Genomic DNA, 24,409 nt, shown 5'->3' with positions numbered 1-24,409 from the left:
GGCGCGGCTCGCGGCCGCGCCACAGCATGCGAATTAAGCGGCATTTGTCCGAAACAGCCGTAAAGTCACGGCATGCCTATGCCCTACGGATCCCGCGGCGGCATGGCGTTCGGTGCCGATGAGTTGCGTGTGCTCCGTCGCGCCCTCGCCCATGTCCTGCAGTCGACGTCCCCCTCCGCCCCGTTCGGCGCCTTCGCCCCGGACCGGACGGAGGACATCCAGGAATATCTCCGGCTGGCCGAGGCGGTGGACGAGGCGGTCCACGAAGGCGGCCGGCTGCGCGCCTTTCTGCTCGCCGACCTCGCCCGCTACCGCGAAGCCCTGCCGGGCTCCGCGGCCGGCTATCTGGCCCAGCTCCAAGAGGTCCTGGCGACCGGTTACATCCCCGGTCCCGACGACCTCGCCGCCCTGCGCGCCTTGAACGCCCGGCGCACCGGAGCGGTGGAGAGCGAGCGCCGTACCGCGCTGCTGCGCCACTGCGAGCGGCTGGCCGAGCGCTCCGTGCGCGCCCGGCTGCGGGCGCTGCCCGGCGGCCGGTCGGGCGACGAGCCCGAGAAGCGCCCCGACGACGAGCCGGAGCCGCGTCCCGCGCCGAAGCCGCAGTCGCAGCCCCCGAAGCCGGGCCGCCCCATCCCCACGCCGGGAGAGGTCTTCCCGCCCCGGCGCAAGCCCGCCCCGCCCCCCGAGACCCGGACCGCCTGAGCGCTGCGTACCCTGGAAACCTCACGTCTCAAGGAGGCCCACGCCATGGATTACGTCTCAGCGCTGCTTCCGCCCGTGGTGATGGCGGCGGCCTTCACCGGGCTGATCGTCACGATCGTCAAGAGCCAGGGTGGCGCGAACAAATCCAAGGAAGACGCCGCCGTGGACGCCGCGCTCACCCGCGCCGAAGCCGCCCACCAGGGCCCCACGGCACACGGCGCCTGACGCCCCGCCGCCTTTCGGGCGGCCCGCACACACCGTACGGCCCGGGATTGATCGTCCCGGGTCGTACATCCTTTTTCCCGCACAACGCTGCGAGATCAACCGTCATTCGCGACATTTCCCACTATTCTTCTTGTGTGCCGAGACGCTTGGGTGATCTGGAAGACGCGGTGATGACGCGGGTCTGGGAGTGGAACCGCCCGGTCACCGTTCGAGAAGTCCTGGAAGATCTCCAGAAGGAACGGTCGATCGCGTACACGACGGTCATGACCGTATTGGACAACCTCCATCAGAAGGGCTGGGTGCGCCGCGAAGCGGAAGGCCGCGCCTATCGCTATGAGGCGGTCTCGACCCGCGCCGCCTACTCGGCCGCACTGATGAACGAAGCATGGTCCGCGAGTGACAACCCGGCGGCCGCTCTCGTGGCCTTCTTCGGCATGATGTCGCCGGAACAACGGCATGCTCTGCGCGATGCCGTACGCATGGTCCAGGTCGATGAGCCACCCGAAGCGGCAGAAGTCGTGGCACCCGTTGAACCCGCGGCTCCGGAAGCCGCGCAAGCGCCGGAAGAAGGACCACCGGCCGAAGGCGATGAACCCGAAGCGGGCGATGCCGGCAAGGGGCGATAGCGTCCCCGCATGCCTCCGCATTCAAAAGGCCTCACCGTCCGCCGCGCCAGGACCAGCGATGTACCGGCCGTACGCCGCCTCATCGACTCCTACTCGCGGGACGGGATCCTGCTCGACAAAGCCACCGTGACCCTTTACGAGGACATCCAGGAGTTCTGGGTGGCCGAGCGGGACGAAGATGCCGCCGTGGTCGGTTGCGGGGCGCTCCATGTGATGTGGGAAGACCTGGCAGAGGTGCGCACTCTCGCCGTGGACCCGCAGCTGAAGGGCTCCGGTGTGGGACACCAAGTCCTCGACAAGCTGCTGAGCACCGCGAGCTGGCTCGGAGTACGCCGAATTTTCTGTCTCACCTTCGAAGTCGACTTCTTCGTCAAGCACGGCTTCGTGGAGATCGGCGAGACTCCCGTTGACGGTGATGTCTACAGCGAGCTGCTGCGTTCCTATGACGAGGGCGTTGCCGAGTTCCTCGGTCTCGAACGAGTGAAGCCGAACACCCTGGGTAACAGTCGGATGCTTCTGCACCTGTGAACAGTGTTCTATGTCCGAATCGCTCCCCTATCTCATGGCTACGGAAGGATGCGTTCCCCGCTCTGCGGGCAACTGAACCCTACCCAAGGGTTTGTGTTTTTCCGGGAAAAGCGGTTTGCTTTCCGTCGTAATCCACATTCGATGAAAGGGAAACCCGGTGGCACAGAAGGTTCAGGTTCTTCTTGTCGACGACCTCGACGGCGGCGAAGCCGACGAGACCGTCACGTTCTCTCTCGACGGCAAGTCCTACGAGATCGACCTCACCACCGCCAACGCTGCCAAGCTGCGCGAGTCGCTCGCCGACTTCGTCAAGGCCGGTCGCCGTACCGGTGGTCGTGCCTCCTCGGGCCGCGGCAAGGCCCGTGCGGCCGCCGGTGGCACGCAGGACACCGCCAAGGTGCGCGCCTGGGCGAAGGAGAACGGCTACAACGTCAATGACCGTGGCCGTGTCCCCGCCGACATTCGTGAGGCATACGAGAAGGCCAACGGCTGATCGCCGCACGCGCGATCCGATTGGGCTTTACGAGCACGCAGCAACCGGGCCCGGTGGCATTCCGTCGCCGCCGCGCCCACGAGTCGTACGAGGTCGGGGGCGCCCCCAACGTCCCCGATTCCTGCCCCGAACCCCGTGATGGGCAGGGAATTACCGGCCTCGCAGCCTGGCTCGGGAGGTCGCAGCCACCCCGCGGCCTCCCGCGTGCCGAATCCGCAGGACGGCGGGCCGGCCGCACGTAACGCGGGACTGGGGAGCGAGGGGGCGGGCATCCGGTCTCCGGCCCCGCGTGCCGTGAGATCTGGTACGAGGTCGCCCCACTCCAGCCATTCCAGGATTCCCGGGAGTTCCTCCGCGCCACCCGCCGCGATGAGGATGAGTAATTTCGGCCGATCAGCATGGCGTTTCCCGTCGCGTCCGCATCGCGCGCACCAGCCGCCGCATTCCGCGCGGCGGGGGCCGTGCGGACCGCGGGAGCCGCGCGGGTCACGCAGCAGCGCCACCGGGCCGGTGCGCGGCAGCCTGCGCAGTACGCCGGCGCCCGCGTCGGCCGGCATCTCCAGGGCGTCGAAGCGCAGCCCCGTGAGCAGCTCCACCGGCTCCGTGCCGGTGGTCGCCCAGCCCAGCTCCTCCTCGTACCACCGGCGTACGGCGGAGAGAGGGCTGCGGGGTCGCGGAAGCGCGCGGGCCATGCCCGGTGCAACTGCCGAATACCCGGGAAGTTACGCTGGGTTGACGGCTGAATACGTAACGTGCTGGTAGAGGGGGGTGTGGTGGCGCATTCAGTGGCGTGCGGTTGTTCGCCCGTAGCGGATGGAACGGCCCCACGCCGCATGGAGTGTCAGTGACGGCGGGTAAGACATTCCCAGTGGGAAGAAACGGTGTGACCGCGTGCAATGCGCCGGGCCCGCGCCGAGGGCGGGCGGGTCGACGGGCGTGTCGACAAAGGGTGCGTTCGCCACGGGCGTAGTGGCGGAGGGCGTATATGCCTGGCCTGCGGGAACATCGTCTCGCACCATCGGGTTGGAGCAGATGTCGGCTGTTCGGGGCAGGAGGCCAAGGACGGGTGTCGGCAGTTGGAATGAGCTGTCCCGCCCTGCGGGACTAGCATGCGGAAGGACAGGGAGGGGACCGACCCCTAACTGCCTGACCGCTCTGAGGAGCGATTAACGATGTTCGAGAGGTTCACCGACCGCGCGCGGCGGGTTGTCGTCCTGGCTCAGGAAGAAGCCCGGATGCTCAACCACAACTACATCGGCACCGAGCACATTCTCCTGGGCCTGATCCATGAGGGTGAGGGTGTCGCCGCTAAGGCCCTGGAGAGCCTCGGGATTTCGCTCGAGGCGGTCCGCCAGCAGGTGGAGGAGATCATCGGGCAGGGCCAGCAGGCTCCGTCCGGGCACATTCCCTTCACCCCCCGTGCCAAGAAGGTCCTGGAGCTTTCGCTCCGCGAGGCCCTCCAGCTCGGCCACAACTACATCGGTACGGAGCACATCCTGCTCGGCCTGATCCGCGAGGGTGAGGGCGTCGCCGCCCAGGTTCTCGTGAAGCTGGGCGCCGATCTCAACCGGGTGCGGCAGCAGGTCATCCAGCTGCTCTCCGGCTACCAGGGCAAGGAAGCCGCCACCGCAGGCGGCCCGGCCGAGGGCACGCCCTCGACCTCGCTCGTCCTGGACCAGTTCGGCCGCAACCTCACCCAGGCCGCTCGTGAAACCAAGCTCGACCCGGTCATCGGGCGCGAGAAGGAGATCGAGCGGGTCATGCAGGTGCTGTCCCGCCGTACCAAGAACAACCCGGTCCTCATCGGCGAGCCCGGCGTCGGCAAGACGGCGGTCGTCGAGGGCCTGGCGCAGGCCATCGTCAAGGGCGAGGTGCCCGAGACTCTCAAGGACAAGCACCTCTACACCCTCGACCTCGGTGCCCTGGTCGCCGGTTCCCGCTACCGCGGTGACTTCGAGGAGCGCCTGAAGAAGGTCCTCAAGGAGATCCGCACCCGCGGCGACATCATCCTGTTCATCGACGAGCTCCACACCCTGGTGGGTGCGGGTGCCGCCGAGGGCGCGATCGACGCCGCGAGCATCCTCAAGCCCATGCTGGCGCGAGGCGAGCTGCAGACCATCGGTGCCACCACGCTCGACGAGTACCGCAAGCACCTGGAGAAGGACGCGGCTCTCGAGCGCCGCTTCCAGCCGATCCAGGTCGCGGAGCCGTCGCTGCCGCACACCATCGAGATCCTCAAGGGCCTGCGGGACCGCTACGAGGCGCACCACCGCGTCTCCATCACGGACTCCGCCCTGGTCGCCGCCGCCACCCTGGCCGACCGCTACATCTCCGATCGCTTCCTGCCGGACAAGGCGATCGACCTGATCGACGAGGCCGGCTCCCGGATGCGGATCCGCCGGATGACCGCGCCGCCGGACCTGCGCGAGTTCGACGAGAAGATCGCCGACGTGCGCCGGGAGAAGGAGTCCGCGATCGATTCGCAGGACTTCGAGATGGCCGCGGGCCTGCGCGACAAGGAGAAGCAGCTCCTGGCCGCGAAGGCGAAGCGGGAGAAGGAGTGGAAGGCCGGCGACATGGATGTCGTCGCCGAGGTGGACGAGGAGCTGATCGCCGAGGTTCTGGCGACGGCCACCGGCATCCCGGTCTTCAAGCTCACCGAGGAGGAGTCCTCGCGTCTGCTGCGGATGGAAGACGAGCTGCACAAGCGCGTCATCGGCCAGAAGGACGCCATCAAGGCGCTCTCCCAGGCCATCCGCCGTACCCGCGCCGGGCTGAAGGACCCCAAGCGTCCCGGTGGCTCGTTCATCTTCGCCGGCCCGTCCGGTGTCGGTAAGACCGAGCTGTCCAAGACGCTGGCGGAGTTCCTCTTCGGCGACGAGGACGCGCTGATCTCCCTCGACATGTCGGAGTTCAGCGAGAAGCACACGGTCTCCCGGCTGTTCGGTTCGCCTCCCGGCTACGTCGGCTACGAAGAGGGCGGCCAGCTCACCGAGAAGGTGCGCCGCAAGCCGTTCTCCGTCGTGCTCTTCGACGAGGTCGAGAAGGCCCACCCGGACATCTTCAACTCGCTGCTGCAGATCCTGGAGGACGGTCGCCTGACCGACTCGCAGGGCCGGGTCGTGGACTTCAAGAACACGGTCATCATCATGACGACCAACCTCGGCACCCGGGACATCTCCAAGGGCTTCAACCTGGGCTTCGCGGCCCAGGGCGACACCAAGTCCTCCTACGAGCGGATGAAGAACAAGGTCAACGAAGAGCTCAAGCAGCACTTCCGCCCCGAGTTCCTCAACCGTGTCGACGACACCGTGGTCTTCCACCAGCTGACCGAGGAAGACATCATCCAGATCGTCGACCTCATGATCGCCAAGGTGGACGAGCGGCTCAAGGACCGGGACATGGGTCTGGAGCTCAGCAGTGAGGCGAAGTCGCTGCTGGCCAAGCGCGGGTACGACCCGGTGCTCGGCGCCCGGCCGCTGCGCCGGACGATCCAGCGCGAGATCGAGGACGCCCTCTCGGAGAAGATCCTCTTCAGCGAGCTGCGTCCGGGCCACATCGTGGTCGTCGATGTCGAGGGCGAGGGTGACACCGCCAAGTTCACCTTCCGCGGCGAGGAGAAGTCGGCTCTGCCGGACGCCCCGCCGATCGAGTCCGCGGCCGGCGGTTCGGGTCCGAACCTGAGCAAGGACGCCTGACCCGCGTCCGCGCACCGCACGACAGAAACCGCCCCGGAACCGTTTCCTACGGTTCCGGGGCGGTTCTGTGTGGCAGGAGGGGCTGACGGGGCTGCCGGGCCGGGGAGTGCCGCTGCGCGCTAGAGCTGGATGACGCGGATGCCTTCGGGGACGCCGGTCACCGGGCGGATGCGGTTGCCGATCATGAGGATCTCCAGCCGGGGGAAGGCGGCCAGCCACTCCATGGAGACCCCCAGGTCGTAGCCGAGCCACAGCCGGGTCAGCCCGTCGGCCGGGGCGATGCCCTCGATGAGCTGGTCGGGGGTGAAGGCCCCGGCGATCCGCAGGTGCGGGCGGCCGCCCAGGCGGCGCAGCGCGTGCAGTTCCTCCAGGTCGGAGACCGGGAAGTACAGTTCGGCCGGCTCCAGGTGGGCGATGATCTCGCGGGCGTAGCGGGCGGTGTCGTAGCGGCGCCAGGCCCCCGCGAGCTGCGCCCGGATGTCATGGTGCGCCCGGTCGCGCAGCCCGGTCAGATAGTCGATGGCCATGTCGTCGGCGATGGAGGTCGCGGTGATGGCGAGGAGATGGGCCTCGTCGTCGGGGACGCCGGTGGGGTCGGGGAGCATTTCCAGCACGATCGGCCCGATCCAGCCGAGGGCGCGGGCGGCGGACGGTGTGCTGGGGCGCACCATGTCGCGGGTGAAGCGCTGGACGCGGGCGCGGACCGCGGGGTCCAGCTCGGTGGCGTGCTCCAGACAGGCGGCGGCCAGCAGCTTGCGGTGCCTGGCCTCGGCGGCGCGTACGCCGGCGTACGGGGCGAGCAGGCCGTCCAGGAGGGCCGCGCACTCGTCCGGGCGGGCGAGTGCCACGGCCATCCGGATGACGTCCTCCCAGTCGTCGTGGTGGGCGTGCTTCAGGAGCAGCCCGAAGTCGTGCCGCTGCACCGTGGCGCGGGCGGAGAGGTAGTCCTGGAAGGTCCGGTGCACGAAGTCGACGGTGCCGGGGGTGGGCTCGCGCAGCAGCCCGGTGCGGTTGAGGAGGTGGCGGAAGACGTCCTCGGGTCCGCCCTGGCGGGCCGCGTCGGGGATGGCGGGCAGATGCTCCGCGAGCGTCGCGATCGCGACGTCCTTGTCCATCTCGGAGCGGCCGTTGAGCAGCATCCACTGCGCCAGCTTCTGGAGCAGCTGGATCTTGGGCTGGCGGGTCAGGTCGACGCCGTCGGTGGCGACCATGGCGCGCTCGCGGTCCCGGCGCTCCAGCAGCATCGACAGCGCGGCGTCGTAGAGCTCCTTGCGGCCGTTGGGGAGGTAGCCGCGGCGGTCGCGGTGCAGGGCGCACAGCAGGCCGCACATCAACGGGTTGGTGGCGAGCCGGCCGAGGTCGCGGGTGATGCGGACGGCATTGAGCAGGGTGTGCTCGTACTGGCCGAGGCGGTCGAGGTCGGCGGGGTTCTCCTGGGCGGCGGCGCGGTGCCAGCGCTGGATGAACGCGGCGATGTCGTCGCGGCTCATCGGCGCCAGGGCCAGCTCGGTGAAGCCCTCGGCGGCGAGCCAGTTGTCGCGTACGGCGGAGGGCCGGGACGTGACGATCCAGACGTTGCCCGGGTAGCGGGCGGTCCAGTCGCGCAGCTTGCGGCGTACCTGCTCGCGGTCGCTCTCCGGGGCCTCGTCGATGCCGTCGATCAGCAGCAGGGCGCGGCCCGCGGTCAGTACGCGCTCGGCCCAGCCGGGCGGCTGGGAGGAGGCGTGCGGGTAGCCGACGGCGGTCAGGAACGTCGCGGGGGAGGGGAAGCCGTCGCGGGCGAAGCGGCGTACCGGCAGCAGGAACGGGATCTTTCCGCGGAGGTCGGACAGCGCCTCGGGCAGCTCGTCGCGGGCGGTGGCGACCGTCAGCCACTGCAGCAGGGTCGTCTTACCGGATCCGGCGACGCCGCGGACCATGACCTTGCTGCGGCCGGAGAGCGCCTGCTCGGCGGGGACCGGGGGCTCGTCCTGTCCGGCGGCGTCCCGTGGGGTGCCGTCGGCGCAGGGTGCGGTGCCGCCGGAGTCGTCGAGGGCGCCGGGCTCGCACTGAAGCCCCAGGTAGGCGGTGTCCAGCGGCCAGCTGTCGGGGGAGTGGGCGAGGTCGATGCCGAAGATCGTGAGGTGGTTGTGGAGGACGGCGGTGGCGTGGGCGTAGCGCTCCTCGAAGGCGGCGTCCTCGGTGCAGCGGGACGGCGCCGGGGTGAGGGCCCCATGGCCGTGGAGCAGCTCGGCGAGGGTGCGGCTCTGCTCGGTGAGGGTGCGGGCGACGAACGCCGAGCGCCGGGTGAAGAAGTGCAGGATGTGCAGGGCCGCGGTGTCCAGGAGCAGCCCGTAGAGGCGCGCGCCGCGCTCGGTGAGCCCTTCCGTCACGCCTGGCACCGTCTCGCGGAGGCGGCCGGCGAACGCGGCGGGCAGCAGCCGGGCGGCCTGGAGGTCGTCCATCTCGATCTCGTCCAGCGCCCGCAGGGTGCGGGCCAGGGCTGCGGTGACGGCACGGTCCTCGTGCGCGCCGATGAGGCGCTCGCCGGGCCCGTCGCCGTCCAGCGCCCGCTCGACGAGGACCGCGGCGATGTGATCCAGGTCCCGCTCGGTCAGGGTGCGCTTCTCACCGGCGAAGGAGACCAGGCGGGAGATGCGTACGGGGCGGTCGACGAGGTCGGCCGGGGGGCCGTCCTCGGCGAAGAGCTTGCGGATCAGTGGATCGATGACATGCGGGCTGAGGCGGGCGGCGACGGTCGTGGGATCCATGCGTTCCCCGTAACTGCTTTTCAGGACACGGTCGTTGAGGGTTCAGCCTAGGCGAGGGCGGGGCCTGCGGGCAGGTGTGGACGGGCCCGGGCGGGCGCCCGGGCCCGGTGGGTACGGCGGGCGGGAGCCGGGGGCGGGCGTGCGCCGGTGCTGGTGGGGGCGGGTGTCCGTGCGGGCCCGCCGGGGGTGTGTGGGATCCGCCGGGGGGTGTCCGGCCGGGCGGATCCGGTCACGTACGCCGGACCGCGGCGCCGAGGCCCGCATTTCCTACCAATTTGGACATTTCTCGGCCTTTCGAGTTACCCGGGTCACAAAGGATTCCGCCTTTCGGTAACCCACGTCACAAAGGCCCAGGGCCTTTCGGTAACCCACGTCACAAAGGTCTTAGGTCCCGAAACGGACGCCCAAAAGGCCCGCGAAAAGGGATTGGATCTTAGGTATTCGTGACTTGCCGCACAGGCGATTTGGGCCCTACTAAAGGAATTAGCAGAATGCGGCGCCAGGTGGCGGGGTGTTCCGTACCCCTGGCGCACAAGGGTGGCGCACGGGTTGCGTCCGGGCGGGCTGGGTCTGCGGGGCGTATGCGTAAATGCCCAGTTCAATTGGGGTATGGGGGGTGCCCGCAGCAGGTCGGTATGCCCGTTTTCGGGTGTTTGGTGAGGGGGTGGTGGCGGTACCGGCGTGGGTCTATTTCCCGACCCTCCGGTACGGCATTGGTTAGTAGAAAGGGGCCTTGGCGAGGTGGCGCCGAGGGGTTACCAAGGAATGGCTATCCCGGTCCGCAGCCGGAAAGTTCATTTCTCATCGGAGGTAAACCCGCATGTCGAAGTTCGCCACTCTCTTTAACGCCAAGAAGTCCGCTCTGCGCAATCGCAGCGTCGTTGTGGCCGCCGGTGTCGGCGTCACCGTCGCGCTCGGCGCCGGTGTCGCCACCGCGGCCGACGGCGGCCTGATGAACCTCACCTCGGGTGTCGGTTCGGCCGTCACCGCGCAGGCCGACGCACAGGCGAAGGCGGCCGTCGAGGCCAAGCAGGCCGCGGCGAAGGCCAAGGCCGCCGCCGCGAAGAAGGCCAACGGCTGGGTCAAGCCGGTCGACAAGTACACGCTGGGCTCGACCTTCGGCCTGGCCGGCAACATGTGGTCGAGCAAGCACAGCGGCCAGGACTTCGTCGTGCCCAGCGGCACCGCGGTCAAGGCCGTGCACAAGGGCACCGTCGTCAAGGCCGGTCCCAACGGCGGCGGCGACGGCCCCGCGTACGGCAACGCCATCGTGATCAAGCACGACGGCGGCACGTACACCCAGTACGCCCACCTGTCATCGATAAAGGTCCAGGTGGGGCAGCAGGTCGGTACCGGTCAGGAGATCGGTCTGTCCGGCAGCACCGGTAACTCCTCCGGCCCGCACCTGCACTTCGAGGTCCGCACCGGTCCCGACTACGGGACGGGCGTCGAGCCGACCGGATTCCTGCGGGCTCACGGCGACTCTGTCTGAGCTGAGTCCGGCCGGGCTGGCCGGCGGCTCGGCGGGTTGGCCGCCGTGACCAGTTCTGTGGCGACCTCGAGGAGTGCATCTCGCTTCTCCTCGGGGTCGCCTTCCACGTTCTGCATCGCGAACATGCCCGCGTGCAGCGAGAACAGCGCCGTGATGCAGCGCACCTGATCCGTCAGCTCGGACTCCGGCTCCTTGAGCAGGTCGAAGAGCGAGAGCATCCGCCGTTTGAAGGTCTCGCCGATGCTGAGGTCGCGGACGGCGGCCTGGTTCTCCTGCATGAAGCGGAAGAGGGGCTCGCCCGCCCGCAGCGACTCGCTGTAGCGGCGGATCACCTCCTGCTTCGTCTCCAGGGTGCGCGGCTGCCCCTCGGCCCAGGTGATCAGCTCGTCGATGGGCCTGACCAGGTCCTGGAACAGGCTGATGACGATGTCTTCCTTGGTCTTGAAGTGGTAGTAGAGCGCCGCCTTGGTGACATCCAGCTGCTCGGCGATCTCCCGCAGCGAGGTCTTGTCGTAGCCGTGCTCGGAGAACAGCTCCAGGGCGACGTCCTGGATGCGCTGTCGGGTGTTGCCCCTGCGCGCCTGCGGTGTGCCCATTGCTGCTCTCCTGCGGTTGTCGTGGCCGGTCCGGCGCGACGCAAATTAACTTACTTGACGACCGGCTAGTTGGCGGCTTACCTTCATCACTGTACTGAACTAGCCGGGCGGCAAGTAAGTGGGAGTGATGGGGGATGTCGCAGAAACAAGCGACGCCAGCGGGGGAACAGCAGAAACCGGCGGCCTCGGGGAAGCAGCCCGCCAGCGTGCGGGTGGTGCTCTTCGCGCTGATGATCGCGATGCTGCTGGCCATGCTGGACAACATGATCGTCGGCACCGCGATGCCGACCATCGTCGGTGAGCTGGGCGGTCTGGAGCACCTGTCATGGGTGGTCACCGCCTACACGCTCGCCACCGCCGCTTCGACCCCGATCTGGGGCAAGCTCGGCGACATGTACGGGCGCAAGGGCGTCTTCCTGACGTCCATCGTGCTCTTCCTGATCGGCTCGGTGCTGTCCGGAATGGCCCAGGACATGGGCCAGCTGATCGGCTTCCGCGCGGTCCAGGGCCTGGGCGCGGGCGGTCTGATGGTCGGCGTCATGGCGATCATCGGCGATCTGATTCCGCCGCGGGAGCGCGGTAAGTACCAGGGCATGATGGCCGGTGTGATGGCCGTCGCGATGATCGGCGGACCGCTGGTCGGCGGCACCATCACCGACCACCTCGGCTGGCGCTGGAGCTTCTACATCAACCTCCCGCTCGGGGCGATCGCGCTGGTCATGGTGACCGCGGTGCTGCATCTGCCGAAGAAGCGGGCGCAGGCCCGGATCGACTACGTCGGCGCCGCGCTGCTCACCGTCGGGATCACCTCGCTGGTGCTGATCACCACCTGGGGCGGCACCGAGTACGACTGGCTCTCGACCCAGATCGTCGGGCTCGGCATCCTCGGCGTGGTCGCGCTGCTGCTGTTCGTCCTGGTGGAGCGCAAGGTCAGCGAGCCGGTGCTGCCGCTGCACATCTTCCGTAACGGCAACTTCTCGCTCGTCACCCTCATCGGTTTCCTCGTCGGCTTCGTGATGTTCGGGTCGATGACGTTCCTGCCGCTGTTCCAGCAGACCGTGCAGGGCGCCTCGGCCACCAACTCCGGGTTGCTGCTGCTGCCGATGCTGCTGGCGATGATGGTGGTGTCGCTGTTCGCGGGCCGGGTGACCACCCAGTCCGGCAGGTACAAGATCTTCGTCGTGGTGGGCGGCGGGCTGATCACCGCGGGCCTCGCCCTGCTGTCGCTGATGGACACCGACACCACGCGCTTCACCTCGGGTGCCTACATGGCGGTGCTCGGCGCCGGTATGGGCTTCCTGATGCAGACCACGATGCTGATCGCGCAGAACAGCGTCGAGATGAAGGACATGGGCGTCGGATCCTCCTCCGCGACCCTCTTCCGCACGATCGGCGGCTCCTTCGGCGTCGCGATCTTCGGGGCGATCTTCACCAACCAGGTGCAGTCCGCGATGACCGAGCGGATCGGCCGGGCCGGCGAGAAGGCGACCAGCGGCGGGGCCCAGATGGACCCCAAGGGCCTGGCCCAGCTGCCGCCCATGGTCAAGGACGCCTACCTGCACGCGGTCGCCACCGGCACCCACCAGGTCTTCCTGTGGGGCGCGGCCGTCAGCGTCATCGGTTTCGCCGCGGCCTGGTTCCTCAAGGAGGTGCCGCTGCGCGGCGGCCCGGCCACTCCGGCCGAGAGCCCCGAGGAGGGCACCACTCAGGTGGACCGTCCGGCGCTGGCGGAGTCTGTCTGACCCCGCCTCCCCGCATGACGGCCGAGCGGCCCCCGGCGTACGCGCCGGGGGCCGCTCGCGTTGTCGGTGGGAGGGGCGCGGCGCCGCGGAAACACGTCCCGCCGGAGAAGCGCCGCGGGGGCGGTCCTGCCTACGGTGAACGGGCACACGTGCACATGGCAGAAGTCCGCACGCAGCCCGGGACCGTCACGGGCGGGACACCGTGAGGAGCAGACCATGATCAAGGGCATCGCCATCAGCACCGTCTGGGTGCTCGACCAGAACCGGGCCAAGGAGTTCTACACCGAGAAGCTCGGCATGGAGGTCCGTACGGACCTGCGGATGGGCGGCGCGGGCGGCCCGCGCCTGCTCACGGTCGGCGCCAAGAGCCAGCCCGAGGTCGAACTGACGCTGATGGTGCCTGGGCCGCCCGGCATGGATGCGGAGTCCGCCGCCTCCCTCAAGCAGCTGGTCGGCAAGGGGGTGCTGGGCGCGGGCGTGCTGGCCACCGACGATGTGTACGGCGAGTACACCGAGCTCAGGGCCAGGGGAGTGGAGTTCCTCCAGGAGCCGCAGGAGCGGCCGTACGGCACCGAGGCGCTCTTCCGCGACGACTCCGGCAACCGGTTCGCGCTGGTCCAGCGGCGCGAGCAGCTCGACCTGGACCGGGGCTGGGTCGACTGCGTCGACGAGAAGTGGACCGAGGTCTGACCCGCGCGGCGGGCCCGGCCCTCAGCGGTCGGGGAGGTGGAGGACGGGGAAGCTGCCGGTATCGGTCGGCGCGTTCTCCGGCAGCCACAGCACGGAGACGGCGCCTGTCGAGCCGTCGGTGACCGCGTCGGCGTTGCGGAATGTCAGCCGCGCGCCGAGGACCCGCGCCTGGCCGGCCGCGATGGTCAGGCCCAGGCCGTGGCCCCGGCCCGCCCGGTCGCTGCTGCCGGTCCTGAAGCGGCTCGGCCCTTCCCGCAGCAGCGCCTCGGGGAAGCCCGGCCCGTGGTCGCGGACCCGCAGCACCCGGCCCTCGACGGTGACCTCGATCGGGGGTTTGCCGTGCCGGGCGGCGTTGGCGATGAGGTTGCCCAGGATGCGCTCCAGGCGGCGCGGGTCGGTGGTGACCTCCGCGTCCCGTACGACATCGATGTGGATGTCCGGGTCGAGGGCCCGGACCCGGCGGGAGACGAATTCGCCGAGCGTGACGCCCTGGAGCTCGGCCCGCTCCGCGTAGCCGTCCAGCCGGGCCACTTCCAGCACGTCCTCGACGAGCGTGCGCAGCGCTTGCGCCCGGTCGCGCACCAGCTCGGAGGGGCGGCCGGGGGGCAGCAGTTCGGCGGCGGTCAGCAGGCCGGTGACCGGGGTGCGCAGTTCATGGGCGATGTCGGCGGTGACCCGGCGCTCCGCCTCGATGCGCTGCTGGAGGGCGTCGGACATGGCGTCGACCGCCCAGGCCAGGTCGTCGGTCTCGTCCCGGACCCGGCCGCCGACCTCGTCGCGGATGCGGACCGAGGTGTCGCCGTCGGCGAGCTTCCCGGCGGCGGCCGCCGCCTTGCGCAGCCGCTGGGAGAGCCGGCCGCCGACCAGCACACCCAGCGCGCAGCCGCCGACCACGACCGCGGTGGAGCCGACGAGCAGCGCGCGGTCGAGGTCGTCCAGCACGGCGAACCGGTCGGGGAAGCTGTCGTGCATGGACAGCACCCGGCCGTTGCCGATCGGCGCGGCGGCCCATACCTCGGGGGCGGTCTGCCCGGTGTCCTGGAGGTAGGTGGCCCGGGTGTTCTTGGCGACCTCGTCGCGCAGCTCCTGCGGCAGGGCGGGGTCGTCGATCTTCGCGCCGAACTGCAGCCGGTTCGTCGACTCGAAGATCTTCTCGGTGAAGTTGAGCCGCTCGACCTGCACATCGCGGCTGTTGTCGAGCATCGAGACGCGGGCGGCGTTGTGCACGACAATGCTCAGCGCGATCGCGACCAGCGCTCCGACGAGCGCGATCGCGGCGCTGAGCTTCCATCTCAGACCCGTCCGCAGGGCCAGCCTGACCACCGCGGGGCTCAGCCTCTCAGCTTGTATCCGAAGCCGCGGACCGTCTCGATCCGGTCCTGGCCGATCTTTCCGCGCAGCCGCTGGACGTGGACGTCCACGACCCGGGTGTCCCCGCCCCAGCCGTAGTCCCACACCCGCTCCAGCAGCCGGTCGCGGGAGAGGACCGTACCGGGCGCGTCGGAGAACTCCAGCAGCAGGCGCATCTCGGTGGGCGTCAGCGCGACGTTCTCGCCGCCCTTGCGGACCTCCATGCCCTCGGTGTCCACCTCCAGGTCACCGAAGCGCAGGACGGCCTCGGCGGGCGCCGCGCCCGGGGAGGCCGCGCGGTCCGCGCCGCCGGCGTGCCCGAAGCGGCGCAGCACCGCGCGGATCCGGGCGACCAGCACCGCGCCGTCGAACGGCTTGGTGACGTAGTCGTCGGCACCGGCTTCCAGGCCGAGCACCACGTCGATGGAGTCGGCGCGGGCCGACAGCATGATCACGGGAACCGTGGACTCGTCACGGATCCGCCGGCACAGGCTGACCCCGTCGAGCCCGGGCACCATCACGTCCAGCAGCGCGATGTCGGGGCGGTCGGCGCGGAACGCCTCCAGGCCGGCCAGGCCGTCGGGCATCGCCGTGACGACGAAGCCGTCCCGCTCCAGCGCGAGTTGGGTGGCCTCGCGGATGACGTCGTCGTCCTCGACGAAGAGCACATGGGTGTCGGCCATGCGGTTGTCTCAACCCTCCCGTTGGGTGCTGTCCTCCGGCTCGCTGCCGTCGGTGGTGGTCTTGCTGTAGTCGGTGTGGCGCTCGGTGTTCTCGGTGAAGCGGCCGCCCGCCCACCGGTAGGTCATCACATCCTCACCGGAAGGACAGCACACCTTGTCATCCGTGTCATAGGTCTGCAGCGAGACCTCCAGGTAGCCGTTGGTGGCCCCGGCGGAGACCGAGGGCTGCTCATTGGCGTACACGTTGTCGTACCCGCTGCGCGAACCGCCGTCCCTGCGGTAGACGTACGCGCCGATGCCGACGGAGTCCGCGCAGGTCATGACGTTGACGATGATGTCAGGCGACTTTCCGCCGGTCAGTGACGCGTGGGACACCTCGACCGGGTACTCGTCGGCCGCGCAGGGCTCGGCGAGGGACTTCTTCACATCGGCGCCGACTTCCGGGTCGGACTTCACCAGCGCGACCGCGTCGACCTTCTTGTACTGGGCGCTGGAGGTCGGGGCGGGAGAGGACACCGCTCCCTTGGGCGCGGGCGTGCTGCTCGCCGTCCCCTCGGCACGGACGCCCTCGCCGCCCGGATTGCATCCGGCCAGCAAAAGGCCGACGGCGGCCACCCCCGCCGTGGCCGCGCCGCCCTTGGTCAACCCGCTTCTGGTCAACCTGTTCCTGGTCAATCCGCTCCTGCTCACCGTGCTGCTCGCACAGCCGCCGATTCCGCCGCTGTTCCTCTGGTGATTGTCGCGCGCCGAGCTGTGCGCCGGGAGGCACCCGGTACCCGGTGCCGTAAGCCGCCGCTCAGGCCGCGCACCGGTCCCTCTCCTGCTCCCCGCGCTCCAGCATCCGCGCGTCGATGTCGCGGTTCTCCAGCTCCTGACGCAGCCGCGCCAGCGCGCGGTGCAGGGTGCTCTTGACCGTACCCGTGGACATGCCGAGCGCCGCCGCGGTCTCCTCGGTGCTCATCTGCTCCCAGTGTCGCAGGACGACCACACTGCGCTGTTTGGGAGCCAGTACGCCGAGGATGTCCATCAGCAGGGCGCGGTCGGCGCGCTGCTCGGTGCCGTCGTCGACGCTGGCGTCCGGAAGCTGCTCGGTGGGCACTTCCTCCAGCTTGCGGGCGCGCCACCACTCGGTCCTGGTGTTGATCATGACGCGGCGGAGGTAGGCGTCCGCCAGTGACTTGTCCGCTATACCGTCCCAGCGCCCGTACGTGCGGACCAGGGCCGTCTGCAGCAGGTCCTGGGCGTCGACCGGGTCGGGTACCAGCCGTCGCGCGCTGCGCAGCAGGGCCTCCTGCCGCGTACGTACGTATTCCTCGAAGTCCAGTACCTTGCCGCCGCTGGTCGCCATTCCGACGCCTCCGATCCGCTTGCGTTCCCCACGTTGACCGCGCTGGTGGTCATCTCCAGCACGAGGAAGACGCTACGGAGGGGGTGTTGCGGCGTAATGTGCGTCGGCCCCACAGCGAGTGCACGGAAAACCCTCGGTTGTGTAACAGCCCGCCGGGGGTCATACCTCGGACGGACGCAGGGCCTTGGTGGGTCATCCTCCGGACGGACAAGGCTCCCCGTCGCAAGGGCTACCGGCCTGGTGGCGGCCGGAGTCGAAGGACCGTCCGGGCCTCGTGGACGCTCCCCGCCCGGCGGCTGATCCGTCATCAGCGGACCCCGAGACGTGCCCCGGACCCCGCGACCGGCCGGCCCCGGAGTGAAGGGGCCGGCCCATGGGAGGGCGGCACGCTCCATGCGGCGTGCCCCGTCCGGTCGGTCGGTGCGTGGCCTGCATACGGGCCGGGCGCGCCCCTTGCGTCAGGTCAGCGGCAGTCGGTAGCGGCCGCCGGCCAGCGGCTCCACCAGGCCGTCGGAGACCAGCCCGTCCAGCGCACGGGCGCGCTGCACCGGCTCGTCCCACACCGAGTCCAGTACGACCTGCGGCACCGGCGAGACGGCCTCGCGCAGGACGGCCAGCAGCTTGCCGCGTACCTGCCGGTCGGTGCCGGCGTACGTCTGCACGCGGCGCGGCGGGCCCTCGTGCACCGGGGATCCGGCCACCCGCCAGGCGCACTGCGAGGCGATCGGGCAGCGTCCGCACTCCGGTGAGCGCGCCGTGCACACCAGCGCGCCCAGCTCCATCGTGGCCGCCGCCCAGCGCGCCGCGAGGGTCTCGTCCTCGGGCAGTAGCGCGCGGGCGAGCTTGCGTTCGGCGGCGGTGGTGGCGTTCGGCGGGTACTGGCGGCCGACGACCGCGCGGGCGAAGACCCGGCGCACATTGGTGTCCAGCACCGCGTGCCGCTGCCCGTAGGCGAACGACGCGACGGCCGCGGCGGTGTACTCGCCGACACCGGGCAGCGCCAGCAACTGGCCGTGCTCACGCGGTACGTCACCGCCGTGGCGCTCCTGTATGGCGGACGCGGCGGCGTGCAGGCGCAGCGCGCGCCGTGGGTAGCCGAGCCGGCCCCAGGCGCGCACTGCCTCGCCCGGCGCCTCGGCGGCCAGGTCGGCGGGGCGCGGCCAGCGGGCCAGCCACTGCTCGTACACCGGCAGCACTCTGCTGACCGGCGTCTGCTGGAGCATGAACTCGCTGACCATCACGCCCCAGGCGCCGGCCTCGGGGCGGCGCCAGGGCAGATCGCGGGCATGCTCGTCGAACCAGTCGGTGACCGGGCCGTGCAGGCCGGTCCCGTCGGCGGCCTCCACGGCGGATGCGGCGGAGGAGGCGATCTCGGCGGCGGCGGTCGTGGCAGTGGGGAGGGCAGGCGTCGAAGTCATGGCACACCGATCCTGGCACGAGGAGGAGCGCCCGGGAAACGTACCGGGCCCGCGCCGCCGCACGCCCACCCGCTCGCAGCACGGCCGGGTACCTACGGGTGGCGGCTACCGGCGGTACGCCGCGGCCCCGGACGGCGACCGGTGTCGTGCCCCTGACCTGCGGGCGGGCGCTGGCGGGCGGCCGCAGCACCCCGGCGCGGCGGCGGAGCACGGCAAAAAGCGGGTTTTCGCCGCACGCCGACGGCGTGGCGCGGCCCGCGACGCGCCGTACGCGGCCCGTTCGGAGGCCGTCCGAGCCTCAGGGCGGGTTCCCGCACGGACATGCGCGGCCCCGGGCGGGCCGGTGTGTGTGCCGCGACGGTGACGGGTGAGGATGCCCGGATGACTGGGATGAACTGCCCGGACGGGATCCGGCGGGCACTGGCCGCGCACTCGACGATGACCCTCGCCTATACGGACGAGGACGGGCCGCAGGCGTGCGCGGTGCTGTACGCCAGTGACGCGCGGGCGCCGGCTGCGGCGGACGGGCCCGCGCTGTACTTCGTCACGGCGACCACGACCCGGCACGGCCGGGCGCTGGCCGGGCCCGGTGCGCGGGTGGCGTTCACCGCGCAGCGCGACGGCCAGGAGTGGAGCGCGCTGACCGGCTTGCAGGGACGCGGAGACTGCCGGCCGCTGGCCGAGGCGGAACGGGCGGCCGGCTGGCGGCTCTACACCGAGCGTTTCCCGTTCGTCACGGCGGACGAGCGGCTCCGCGGGGCCCTGGAGCGCACCACGCTGTGGGAGCTGCGGCCGGACTGGCTGCGGCTGATCGACAACGGTCAGGGCTTCGGTCACAAGGAGGAGTGGCACCGGGCGGCCGACTCGTAGGCCGCCCTCCGCCCGTCGCCCCGCGGGCCGTGGGCCGCATGCGGTACGGATGTGATCCGGCCGCCTCGGGCGGGCGCCGTCGCGAAGCGGTCGGAAGGGGTCCGACCAGGGCGGATCGGACCGGATGGGCCGTCGGACGGGTGTCCCCGGGAGGGGGCGGACGCGGCCGGGACCGCTCTCCGGGCTGATCATGGGAAAAGTTGCCGCTTCGTACGGCGGGTACTGGACGGTGCGGCGGCGGATCTCTCGTACAGTTTCCGCGTGGGATCACTGCGCAATCCGATCGGGCCGCTTCCCTCCTCCATCTACTGGCGGCGGAGGGCCGTTGCGCTGGCCATCGTCGTCCTGCTCGCCCTCCTGGTGGTGTGGGTCGTCAGCTGGGGCGGTGACAGCTCCGGCGACAACCAGGGCAAGGGATCGGAGCGCCCGGGACCCGCCACCTCCATCACCCCCGGCCCTTCCTCCACCGGCCCGGCGATCAGTCAGAAGCCGGGCGGGCGTGACGAGTCGGGTGCCGGCGGCGGCGATTCCGGTTCGGGTTCCGGCTCCGGCGGTGCGGGCGGCGGTTCGGCGTCCGGCGGCGGCAGCGGTGGTTCCGGCGGTTCGGGTGGCTCGGGCGCCGGTGGTTCCGGTGGCGCCGGTGCCAACCTGCCGATCGGTGAGGGGTCGGGCGGCGTCGCCGTACCGGCCGGCTCGTCCGTCCCCAACTGCACCAACGGCAAGGTCACTTTGGCCCTGCACAGCGTGAAGAACTCCTACGCGCCGGGCGAGAAGCCGAAGTTCGAGGTGACGGTCAAGAACTCCGGCGGTTCGGCCTGCAAGGTCGATCTCGGCCGGAAGGCCGCGGTGCTCACCATCAGCGACACCGCGGACGACGACCGGGTGTGGGTGTCCGCGGACTGCCCCGAGGGCAGCGGTACGGCGCTGCTGAAGGTGCCGGCCAAGGGCTCCACGAAGCGCGTCGTCGAATGGGACCGCCGGGCGAGCGCCCCGCGGTGCGCGACGCCGAGCGCCGCCGCCGTGCCGGCCGGCACGTATCTGATCGAGGCGAAGGTCCCCGGGCTGTCCACCGCGCGTACCTCCTTCGTCCTCGCCAAGGACTGACCCGGGCGTTGCGGAGCCCGCGACCTCCCGTCGCCAACCCTTCTGTCATGCCGCGGAGTTGGCCTGCCTCCCTCCATCCCCGCGCTTCTGACCTGCGCGGACAGTCCTGTCCGCTGTAGGCGATTCCGCTGACAGCGTGGAGTGGTGGCCCCGGGCGCGGTGCTGGGGCAGGGTCACCGGCATGAAGCTACTGATGCTGGGTGGTACCGAGTTCGTGGGCAGGGCGATCGCCGAGGCGGCGCTCGCGCGCGGGTGGCAGGTGAGCGTGTTCCACCGCGGGCATCACGCACCGCCGGCGGGCGTGACGGCCCTGCACGGCGACCGTGCGGACGCCGAGGGCCTCAAGGCCCTGCGGGAAGGCGAGTGGGACGCCGTCGTCGACACCTGGAGCGGCTCCCCGGCGGCCGTACGGGACGCGGCACGGCTGCTGGCAGGCCGGGCCCGGACCTACGCCTACGTCTCCAGCCGGTCGGTGTACGCCTACCCCGCCCCGGCCGGGCTCGACGAGGAGGGTCCGGTGGTGGAGGCGTCCCCCGACGCCACCGACGCCGACGACTACGCGCAGGCCAAGCGGGGCGGCGAACTGGCGGCGGTCGAGGTATTCGGGGACCGGGCGCTGCTGGTCAGGGCGGGCCTGATCCTCGGCCCCTACGAGAACATCGGACGGCTGCCGTGGTGGCTGGACCGGATCGCCCGCGGCGGCACCGTCCTCGCGCCGGGGCCGCGTGAGCTGGCCCTGCAGTACATCGACGTCCGCGATCTTGCGCAGTGGACGCTGGACGCGGTGCAGGGCGGCCTCGGAGGTGCGTACAACCTGGTGAGCGAGCCCGGGCACGCCACCATGGGGGAGCTGCTGGAGAGCTGCGTGCGGGTCACCGGCTCGGATGCCGCGCTGCGCTGGACGGCGCCGCAGGACGTGCTCGCCGCCGGTATCGAGCCCTGGTCGGAGCTGCCCGCCTGGCTGCCGGCGGGCGAGCTCCACGACACCATGTACGGCGCCGATGTCTCCAAGGCCGTTGCCGACGGCCTGCGTTGCCGTCCCGTCGAGGAGACGGTCGCCGATACCTGGACCTGGCTGCGGAGCATCGGCGGAGTGGCACCGCAGCGCCCGGACCGCCCGGTGGTCGGCCTCGCCCCGGAGAAGGAGGAGGCGGCGCTGCGGGGCGTGACGAGCTGACGTGAGCGGCCCGCGCGGTGTGCACCGCGCGGGCCGCAGAAACGTTCGTGGCGAGGGCGCCGCGGAAGCGTCAGACGTACCGCTCCAGGATCGACGACTCCGCGAGCCTGGACAGGCCCTCGCGGACCGAGCGGGCGCGGGCCTCGCCGACGCCGTCCACCGCCTGAAGGTCGTCGACGCTCGCGGCGAGCAGCTTCTGCAGGCCGCCGAAGTGGTCGACGAGGCGGTCGATGACCGTGCCGGGCAGCCGCGGGACCTTCGCCAGCAGGCGGAAGCCGCGCGGCGAGACCGCGGAGTCCAGCGTCTCGGGAGAGCCGCTGTAGCCCAACGCGCGGGCCACGGTGGGGAGTTCGAGCAGTTCGGTGTGGCTGAGCGCGTCCAGCTCGGCGAGCGCCTCGACGACCGTGCGCGAGCGCTTGGCGGTCGGCTCGGGGACGTAGTCGCGGACGACCAGTTCGCGCTCGGGCTCCACTCCGGCGATCAGCTCGTCGAGCTGGAGGGTGAGCAGCCGGCCGTCCGTGCCGAGTTCGACGACGTATTCGGCGATCTCGGTGGCGATCCGGCGGACCATCTCCAGGCGCTGGGCGACCGCGGAGACATCGCGGACCGTCACCAAGTCCTCGATCTCCAGGGCGGACAGGGTGCCGGCGACCTCGTCCAGGCGCAGTTTGTAGCGCTCCAGGGTCGCCAGCGCCTGGTTCGCCCGGGAGAGGATCGCGGCCGACTCCTCCAGGACGCGGCGCTCGCCGTCGACGTACAGCGCGATCAGCCGCATGGACTGGCTGACCGAGACGACGGGGAAGCCCGCCTGGATCGAGACGCGCTGGGCCGTGCGGTGGCGGGTGCCGGTCTCCTCGGTGGGGATGGAGGCGTCCGGGACCAGCTGCACCCCGGCCCGCATGATCTTGGTGATGTCCTTGTCGATGACCAGCGCGCCGTCGAGCTTGCACAGCTCGCGCAGCCGGGTCGCGGTGAATTCCACGTCCAGCACGAAGCCGCCGGTGCACATGGACTCGACGGTCTTGTCGAAGCCCAGCACGATCAGGCCGCCGGTGTTGCCCCGGAGGATGCGCTCCAGGCCGTCACGCAGGGCCGTACCGGGCGCGACGGCGCTCAGCGAGGCACGCATCAGGCCCTCGGTGTCCCCCGACCTTCGGTAGGGCGGAACCCAACCAGACCTGCCACCAGGGGACGATGCCCGGTCGTTGGCTGCCACTGCACTCCTCCGTCGCACGGTCTGTCGGTCCGCAGGCCGCCCGGCCGGTGCCGCGGTGACGTACGTACCAGCGGAGCGTACGTGGCCGACGGCAAGACTGCGGTGGCGGGCGAGACCAGGGCAAAGTCTACCGGCGCTGCTCCTCTTCCTGTGGGGCCTCCCGTCGCACCCGCTTGGGGAGCACGCTCAGCGCCTGCCCGACGTCGGCCACCTCCAGCACCCGCATGCCGTCGGGGATCTTGCCGGGGTCGGACGGGACCAGGGCGTGGGTGAAGCCGAGCCGGGCCGCCTCGGACAGTCTGCGCTGCACTCCGGTGACCCGCCTGACCTCGCCCGCGAGCCCCACCTCGCCGATGGCGACGAGATTCTTCGGCAGCGGGGTGTCGCTCGCCGCGCTGGCCAGCGCGAGCGCCACGGCGAGGTCCGCGGCCGGCTCCGTCAGCTTCACGCCGCCGACCGTCGCGCTGTAGATGTCGCGCTTGCCCAGCGCGCTGATCCGGCCGCGCTGCTCCAGGACGGCCAGCATCATCGAGACCCGGGAGGTCTCCAGCCCGGAGGTGGTGCGCCGCGGGGAGGGGATCTGGGAGTCGACGGTGAGCGCCTGGACCTCGGCGACCAGTGGGCGGCGGCCTTCGAGGGTGACCGTCAGGCACGTGCCGGGCACCGGCTCGGCGCGGCGCGTCAGGAAGAGGCCCGAGGGGTCGGCGAGGCCGGTGATGCCCTCGTCGTGCAGCTCGAAGCAGCCGACCTCGTCGGTGGTGCCGTAGCGGTTCTTGACGCCGCGCACCAGGCGCAGCCGGGCGTGCCGGTCGCCCTCGAAGCTCAGGACCACATCGACGAGATGCTCCAGCAGACGGGGGCCCGCGATGGCGCCGTCCTTGGTGACGTGGCCGACCAGGAGCGTGGACATCGCGCGGTCCTTGGACGCGCGGATCAGCGCGCCGGCGACCTCGCGGACCTGGGCCATGCCGCCGGGAGCCCCCTCGATCTCCGGGGAGGCGACGGTCTGCACCGAGTCCAGGATCAGCAGCGACGGCTTGACGGTGTCCAGGTGGCCGAGCACGGCGGACAGATCGGTCTCGGCCGCCAGATACAGGTGGTCGTCGATGGCGCCGATGCGGTCGGCGCGCAGCCGGACCTGGCTCGCGGACTCCTCCCCGGTGACGTACAGCGTGCGGTGGTCGCCGGAGGCGGCCTTGGCGGCGACGTCCAGCAGGAGGGTGGACTTGCCGACGCCGGGCTCCCCGGCGACCAGTGCCACCGCGCCGGGCACCAGGCCGCCGCCCAGCACCCGGTCCAGCTCCGGCACACCGGTCGAGCGGGCGGTGGCCTGCCGCCCGTCGACCTGACCGATGGGCAGCGCGGCGGTGGTGACCCGGCCGGGCGCGGTGGTGCGCACCGCGGGGGCGCCGCCGAACTCCTCGACCGTGCCCCACGCCTGGCACTCCGGGCAGCGGCCGAGCCACTTCGCGGTCGTCCATCCGCACTCGGTGCAGCGGTAGGAGGGGCGCTCCTTGGCCGATGTTTTACGGGTTGCCATGGAGTCACCGTAGCGGCGGGGTAGGACAACGCCCGCACCCGAGCGGTCGCGGAGCAGCGGGGCACCGGTCACTGCTTTCGGCGCTCGCCCGCCGTCGTCGTCCGGAGCCGTCGCCAGCTGCCGTGATTCGGCGCCGTCGTCCGTCGAGGTTGGGCCGACCG

At 70.9% G+C, this 24,409-nt stretch carries 23 protein-coding genes; 13 read left to right on the top strand and 10 right to left on the bottom strand.

The genetic code is table 11. The features are described from left to right. Positions 1 to 72: 72 nt before the first annotated feature. From QOM21_RS16155 to QOM21_RS16135, 5 genes are all read left to right on the top strand, one after another. Positions 73 to 702 (top strand): hypothetical protein, encoded by a 630-nt coding sequence (locus QOM21_RS16155; protein ID WP_407550793.1) that lies wholly within the window; start codon positions 73 to 75, stop codon positions 700 to 702. A 45-nt stretch (positions 703 to 747) separates the two neighbouring features. Beyond that, positions 748 to 927, top strand: a complete 180-nt coding sequence (locus QOM21_RS16150; RefSeq protein WP_407550791.1) for a hypothetical protein — start codon at positions 748 to 750, stop codon at positions 925 to 927. A 134-nt stretch (positions 928 to 1,061) separates the two neighbouring features. Next, positions 1,062 to 1,553 carry a BlaI/MecI/CopY family transcriptional regulator gene (locus QOM21_RS16145; RefSeq protein ID WP_407550790.1) on the top strand — a complete coding sequence of 164 codons (492 nt, stop codon included), beginning with the start codon at positions 1,062 to 1,064 and terminating at the stop codon, positions 1,551 to 1,553. A gap of 9 nt (positions 1,554 to 1,562) precedes the next feature. Next, on the top strand, positions 1,563 to 2,081 hold the full coding sequence (locus QOM21_RS16140) for an amino-acid N-acetyltransferase (protein WP_407550788.1): 519 nt from the start codon (positions 1,563 to 1,565) through the stop codon (positions 2,079 to 2,081). Between the two features lie 157 nt (positions 2,082 to 2,238). Then, the gene (locus QOM21_RS16135; RefSeq protein ID WP_393896453.1) at positions 2,239 to 2,574 is read left to right on the top strand and encodes an Lsr2 family protein; all 336 of its coding nucleotides are present in this window, start codon (positions 2,239 to 2,241) and stop codon (positions 2,572 to 2,574) included. Here QOM21_RS16135 and QOM21_RS16130 read toward each other — a convergent pair. After that, positions 2,505 to 3,131, bottom strand: a complete 627-nt coding sequence (locus QOM21_RS16130) for an SCO3374 family protein (protein ID WP_407555696.1) — start codon at positions 3,129 to 3,131, stop codon at positions 2,505 to 2,507. The two genes, QOM21_RS16135 and QOM21_RS16130, sit on opposite strands and share 70 nt — an antisense overlap. Before the next feature lie 615 nt (positions 3,132 to 3,746). Between QOM21_RS16130 and QOM21_RS16125 the strand changes: the two genes are divergently transcribed. Then, the gene (locus QOM21_RS16125; protein ID WP_393896452.1) at positions 3,747 to 6,272 is read left to right on the top strand and encodes an ATP-dependent Clp protease ATP-binding subunit; all 2,526 of its coding nucleotides are present in this window, start codon (positions 3,747 to 3,749) and stop codon (positions 6,270 to 6,272) included. A gap of 119 nt (positions 6,273 to 6,391) precedes the next feature. Here QOM21_RS16125 and QOM21_RS16120 read toward each other — a convergent pair whose 3' ends face one another. Continuing rightward, on the bottom strand, positions 6,392 to 9,022 hold the full coding sequence (locus tag QOM21_RS16120) for an NACHT domain-containing protein (protein ID WP_407550786.1): 2,631 nt from the start codon (positions 9,020 to 9,022) through the stop codon (positions 6,392 to 6,394). Between the two features lie 820 nt (positions 9,023 to 9,842). Between QOM21_RS16120 and QOM21_RS16115 the strand changes: the two genes are divergently transcribed. Further along, positions 9,843 to 10,514, top strand: coding sequence for a M23 family metallopeptidase (locus tag QOM21_RS16115; protein WP_393896450.1), 672 nt, complete (start codon positions 9,843 to 9,845; stop codon positions 10,512 to 10,514). Here QOM21_RS16115 and QOM21_RS16110 read toward each other — a convergent pair. Further along, positions 10,496 to 11,110, bottom strand: coding sequence for a TetR/AcrR family transcriptional regulator (locus QOM21_RS16110; RefSeq protein WP_407550784.1), 615 nt, complete (start codon positions 11,108 to 11,110; stop codon positions 10,496 to 10,498). The genes QOM21_RS16115 and QOM21_RS16110 overlap by 19 nt on opposite strands. 134 nt (positions 11,111 to 11,244) lie before the next feature. Between QOM21_RS16110 and QOM21_RS16105 the strand changes: the two genes are divergently transcribed. Both QOM21_RS16105 and QOM21_RS16100 read left to right on the top strand, forming a co-directional pair. Then, positions 11,245 to 12,852, top strand: coding sequence for an MDR family MFS transporter (locus QOM21_RS16105; RefSeq protein ID WP_407550782.1), 1,608 nt, complete (start codon positions 11,245 to 11,247; stop codon positions 12,850 to 12,852). A gap of 216 nt (positions 12,853 to 13,068) precedes the next feature. After that, positions 13,069 to 13,542 (top strand): VOC family protein, encoded by a 474-nt coding sequence (locus QOM21_RS16100; protein WP_407550780.1) that lies wholly within the window; start codon positions 13,069 to 13,071, stop codon positions 13,540 to 13,542. A 21-nt stretch (positions 13,543 to 13,563) separates the two neighbouring features. Here QOM21_RS16100 and cseC read toward each other — a convergent pair whose 3' ends face one another. From cseC to QOM21_RS16085, 3 genes are read right to left on the bottom strand one after another with little or no spacing between them, the layout of a single operon-like run. Next, positions 13,564 to 14,865: a two-component system sensor histidine kinase CseC gene (gene cseC / locus QOM21_RS16095; protein ID WP_407550778.1), complete on the bottom strand. Its 1,302-nt coding sequence runs from the start codon at positions 14,863 to 14,865 to the stop codon at positions 13,564 to 13,566. Between the two features lie 8 nt (positions 14,866 to 14,873). Next, positions 14,874 to 15,575 (bottom strand): two-component system response regulator CseB, encoded by a 702-nt coding sequence (gene cseB / locus QOM21_RS16090; protein WP_407550776.1) that lies wholly within the window; start codon positions 15,573 to 15,575, stop codon positions 14,874 to 14,876. A gap of 9 nt (positions 15,576 to 15,584) precedes the next feature. Further along, entirely contained in the window at positions 15,585 to 16,091 is a 507-nt protein-coding gene (locus QOM21_RS16085) for a hypothetical protein (protein ID WP_407550774.1), read from the bottom strand. A 19-nt stretch (positions 16,092 to 16,110) separates the two neighbouring features. Here QOM21_RS16085 and QOM21_RS16080 point away from each other — a divergent pair, with 19 nt between their 5' ends. Continuing rightward, a complete protein-coding gene (locus QOM21_RS16080; protein WP_407550772.1) occupies positions 16,111 to 16,311 on the top strand; it encodes a hypothetical protein in 201 nt (66 codons plus the stop codon). A gap of 60 nt (positions 16,312 to 16,371) precedes the next feature. Here QOM21_RS16080 and QOM21_RS16075 read toward each other — a convergent pair whose 3' ends face one another. Together QOM21_RS16075 and QOM21_RS16070 are read right to left on the bottom strand one after the other, a co-directional pair. Further along, on the bottom strand, positions 16,372 to 16,923 hold the full coding sequence (locus QOM21_RS16075; RefSeq protein ID WP_393896442.1) for a SigE family RNA polymerase sigma factor: 552 nt from the start codon (positions 16,921 to 16,923) through the stop codon (positions 16,372 to 16,374). 458 nt (positions 16,924 to 17,381) lie between these two features. Next, the gene (locus tag QOM21_RS16070) at positions 17,382 to 18,341 is read right to left on the bottom strand and encodes an A/G-specific adenine glycosylase (RefSeq protein WP_407550770.1); all 960 of its coding nucleotides are present in this window, start codon (positions 18,339 to 18,341) and stop codon (positions 17,382 to 17,384) included. Positions 18,342 to 18,722: 381 nt separating this feature from the next. Between QOM21_RS16070 and QOM21_RS16065 the strand changes: the two genes are divergently transcribed. The 3 genes from QOM21_RS16065 to QOM21_RS16055 all read left to right on the top strand — a co-directional run bounded on the left by QOM21_RS16065 (position 18,723) and on the right by QOM21_RS16055 (position 21,492). Continuing rightward, entirely contained in the window at positions 18,723 to 19,211 is a 489-nt protein-coding gene (locus QOM21_RS16065) for a pyridoxamine 5'-phosphate oxidase family protein (RefSeq protein WP_407550768.1), read from the top strand. Positions 19,212 to 19,472: 261 nt separating this feature from the next. Next, positions 19,473 to 20,315 carry a hypothetical protein gene (locus QOM21_RS16060; RefSeq protein ID WP_407550767.1) on the top strand — a complete coding sequence of 281 codons (843 nt, stop codon included), beginning with the start codon at positions 19,473 to 19,475 and terminating at the stop codon, positions 20,313 to 20,315. 181 nt (positions 20,316 to 20,496) lie between these two features. Further along, entirely contained in the window at positions 20,497 to 21,492 is a 996-nt protein-coding gene (locus QOM21_RS16055) for an NAD-dependent epimerase/dehydratase family protein (protein ID WP_407550765.1), read from the top strand. A 70-nt stretch (positions 21,493 to 21,562) separates the two neighbouring features. On the opposite strand, the gene disA is transcribed toward QOM21_RS16055, so the two are convergent. After that, positions 21,563 to 22,708, bottom strand: a complete 1,146-nt coding sequence (gene disA, locus QOM21_RS16050) for a DNA integrity scanning diadenylate cyclase DisA (RefSeq protein ID WP_407550764.1) — start codon at positions 22,706 to 22,708, stop codon at positions 21,563 to 21,565. A 127-nt stretch (positions 22,709 to 22,835) separates the two neighbouring features. Then, positions 22,836 to 24,248 (bottom strand): DNA repair protein RadA, encoded by a 1,413-nt coding sequence (gene radA, locus QOM21_RS16045; RefSeq protein WP_398558202.1) that lies wholly within the window; start codon positions 24,246 to 24,248, stop codon positions 22,836 to 22,838. Positions 24,249 to 24,409: the final 161 nt, after the last annotated feature.

This window comes from Streptomyces sp. Pv4-95 (assembly GCF_045782725.1).
Classification (GTDB): domain Bacteria; phylum Actinomycetota; class Actinomycetes; order Streptomycetales; family Streptomycetaceae; genus Streptomyces.
The sequence above is the reverse complement of the archived record's forward strand: the minus strand, read 5'-3'. Positions and strand labels throughout refer to the sequence as shown.

Coding starts and splice junctions, on each gene's coding strand:
- QOM21_RS16155 (WP_407550793.1), top strand. CDS start 73: ATGCCTATGCCCTACGGATCCCGCGGCGGCATGGCGTTCGGTGCCGAT.
- QOM21_RS16150 (WP_407550791.1), top strand. CDS start 748: ATGGATTACGTCTCAGCGCTGCTTCCGCCCGTGGTGATGGCGGCGGCC.
- QOM21_RS16140 (WP_407550788.1), top strand. CDS start 1,563: ATGCCTCCGCATTCAAAAGGCCTCACCGTCCGCCGCGCCAGGACCAGC.
- QOM21_RS16130 (WP_407555696.1), bottom strand. CDS start 3,131: ATGCCGGCCGACGCGGGCGCCGGCGTACTGCGCAGGCTGCCGCGCACC.
- QOM21_RS16125 (WP_393896452.1), top strand. CDS start 3,747: ATGTTCGAGAGGTTCACCGACCGCGCGCGGCGGGTTGTCGTCCTGGCT.
- QOM21_RS16120 (WP_407550786.1), bottom strand. CDS start 9,022: ATGGATCCCACGACCGTCGCCGCCCGCCTCAGCCCGCATGTCATCGAT.
- QOM21_RS16115 (WP_393896450.1), top strand. CDS start 9,843: ATGTCGAAGTTCGCCACTCTCTTTAACGCCAAGAAGTCCGCTCTGCGC.
- QOM21_RS16110 (WP_407550784.1), bottom strand. CDS start 11,110: ATGGGCACACCGCAGGCGCGCAGGGGCAACACCCGACAGCGCATCCAG.
- QOM21_RS16105 (WP_407550782.1), top strand. CDS start 11,245: ATGTCGCAGAAACAAGCGACGCCAGCGGGGGAACAGCAGAAACCGGCG.
- QOM21_RS16100 (WP_407550780.1), top strand. CDS start 13,069: ATGATCAAGGGCATCGCCATCAGCACCGTCTGGGTGCTCGACCAGAAC.
- cseB (WP_407550776.1), bottom strand. CDS start 15,575: ATGGCCGACACCCATGTGCTCTTCGTCGAGGACGACGACGTCATCCGC.
- QOM21_RS16075 (WP_393896442.1), bottom strand. CDS start 16,923: ATGGCGACCAGCGGCGGCAAGGTACTGGACTTCGAGGAATACGTACGT.
- QOM21_RS16070 (WP_407550770.1), bottom strand. CDS start 18,341: ATGACTTCGACGCCTGCCCTCCCCACTGCCACGACCGCCGCCGCCGAG.
- QOM21_RS16065 (WP_407550768.1), top strand. CDS start 18,723: ATGACTGGGATGAACTGCCCGGACGGGATCCGGCGGGCACTGGCCGCG.
- QOM21_RS16055 (WP_407550765.1), top strand. CDS start 20,497: ATGAAGCTACTGATGCTGGGTGGTACCGAGTTCGTGGGCAGGGCGATC.
- radA (WP_398558202.1), bottom strand. CDS start 24,248: ATGGCAACCCGTAAAACATCGGCCAAGGAGCGCCCCTCCTACCGCTGC.